The organism is Sulfurovum sp., assembly GCF_041551015.1.
Taxonomy (GTDB): domain Bacteria; phylum Campylobacterota; class Campylobacteria; order Campylobacterales; family Sulfurovaceae; genus Sulfurovum.
This window is the reverse complement of sequence record NZ_JBFENQ010000196.1, coordinates 1-2,342: the sequence shown is the minus strand read 5'-3', so window position 1 is coordinate 2,342 and position 2,342 is coordinate 1. Positions and strand designations below refer to the sequence as shown.

Annotated in this window: 3 protein-coding genes; all 3 read left to right on the top strand. The window is 36.3% G+C overall.

Annotation, left to right across the window (positions count from 1 at the left end; translation table 11 throughout):
- On the top strand, nucleotides 1–294 hold a 294-nt coding region (locus tag ABZC96_RS09680), incomplete at its 5' end, for an isocitrate/isopropylmalate family dehydrogenase (protein ID WP_373030782.1).
- A gap of 94 nt (nucleotides 295–388) precedes the next feature.
- Complete coding sequence (locus tag ABZC96_RS09675; RefSeq protein WP_373030781.1) at nucleotides 389–1,537, top strand: CCA tRNA nucleotidyltransferase; 1,149 nt, start codon at nucleotides 389–391, stop codon at nucleotides 1,535–1,537.
- A 37-nt stretch (nucleotides 1,538–1,574) separates the two neighbouring features.
- A partial coding sequence (gene purU, locus ABZC96_RS09670) for a formyltetrahydrofolate deformylase (RefSeq protein ID WP_373030780.1) occupies nucleotides 1,575–2,342 on the top strand: 768 nt, incomplete at its 3' end.

The window sequence follows — 2,342 nt, the reverse complement described above, 5'->3', positions numbered from 1 at the left end:
CTTCTTCCAAGTGCCAGTACAGGTGAGGGTGTAGGCTTGTTTGAGCCTATCCATGGTTCTGCACCGGATATCGCGGGACAAGGTATCGCTAACCCGTTGGCGACTATTTCATCTGCAAGCATGATGCTTCGTTATGCATTAGGTGAAACTAAAGCAGCTGATAAGATAGACAATGCAATTAAAAAAGCATTGAGCGAAGGATATCGTACAGGCGATATCGGTGATTATGATGCAAAAGAGATCTGTACTTGTAGTGAGATCGGTGATATTATTGCCGATTATGCATCTAAATAGAAGATAAAATCGAGTTAGTCTCCAAGTCGTTAACTCTAAAAACTTGCTGCTCTTTATCAAGAGCAGCATTTAAAATGATTTACAAGGGGATACCTTGCCCACTATCAAACCTTTTTCAAACTTCTTTTCACAAACAGATTCTCATATACTTCAAAATATCAAAACAGTGACAGATTATTTGACACAAAATTATAGTGCCAAATGTTACATTGTGGGTGGTGCAATACGTGATCGCATGTTGGGATATGAGTGTAAAGATTATGACATTGAATGTTTTGGTATCTCTGTGAATGATTTTGAAACAGCAATGGATCATTTGGGTGCACAAGGTGTGGGTAAAAGTTTTTTTGTTTATAAATACCATGATCTGGATATTTCCTTGCCTCGTATTGAGAAAAAAATAGCTAAGGGGCATCGTGGGTTTGAAGTCTCTTTGGCCAGAGAAGAAAAAGAGGCATCAAAAAGACGGGATTTTACTATCAATGCTTTAATGTATGATATTCAAAATGAGCAGATACTCGATTTTTGGAATGGATTGGAAGATATAGAACATAAAATACTCCGTGTAGTTGATAAAGTCACATTTGTGGAAGATAGTTTACGTGTATTGCGTGCGATGCAGTTTGCTGCACGTTTTGGGTTTAAAGTAGAAGAAAAGAGTTGTAGGCTTTGTCAAAGTATTTCTCTTGATGATCTGCCTAAAGAACGAATATTTAGAGAGTTTGAGAAAATGTTCATGGGAACATACCTGCATTACGGTCTCTATTATTTATTTGCCCTTGGCATTGGAGAACAACTTTATAATGAACGTATGGAGAAAAAGACATTTATTTTTTTAAGTAAGATATTGCAACAAAGTCAAAAGTATTTTGTAGAAAAATTAAGGCCCTATTATTTTCTTTTTATTTGCAAAGAATATTTTTCTATAGATATAAAAGAAGTTTTAGATAGATTGAGAGCACCCAGTAGTTACTATAAGAAAATAGTAGAATCTCCAGCACCTAACAATGTCACAATACCTTTTATAGCAAATCTATCACTAAAAGAGGGCATTATAGAGTATGTTGGAAACTATCATCCCACTGTGATATCTGTGGCAAAAAAATTGGATGTTTGGGATAAACCTTTTGATAGAGGGGTGACTCCTGCAGTGTTGATGGCTGAGGGGTTTTCAGGCAAAGAGTTAGGTGATGAACTTGACAGGCGAACTCAAGAGAAGATAAAGAGTTTGAAAGAAAAATAGGTATAATTTTACAATTTATAAAGTAATTAGGGTGAATATGGAAAAGAGAGCAAGGGTTTTAATAGACTGTGAAGATGCAAAGGGATTAGTATATAAGATTTCTAAAGTTTTCTATGATAGAGGTCTGAATATCGATAATAACCGTGAATTTGTTGACAAAGAACAGGGACGATTTTTTATGCGTACGGTGGTTTCAGGTGTATTTGATATTAAGGAATTACACGATGAACTCAGAACAGTCACACCTGAAGATGCGCACATCAAAGTTATAAAACCTAGAGATAAAAAAATCATTCTTATGGCAACCAAAGAGTCTCATGCACTTGGTGATATCCTTGTTCGTCATGTGAATGGTGAACTTGATGCACAGATAGAGTGTGTGATCGCTAACCATGATACACTTGAGACATTTGTACGCAGATTTGACATTCCCTTCTTTCATATACCTGCTGATGATATGACTAGAGAAGAACATGAAGAACATGTGATGAAATTAATAGGTGAATTTGATTTTGATTATATTGTTCTTGCAAAATATATGCGTATACTTACACCCGATTTTGTCAAAGCATATCCAGAAAAGATCATCAATATTCACCACTCTTTCCTTCCTGCATTTATAGGTGCCAATCCATATAAGCAGGCATTTGATAGAGGTGTGAAGATCATTGGTGCTACAGCACACTTTGTGACTGATGATCTGGATGAAGGGCCTATCATCGCTCAAGATGTGATTCCTGTAAACCATCGTCTTTCATGGAGAGATATGCAAAGAGCCGGACGTGATGGTGAGAAGATCGTTCTT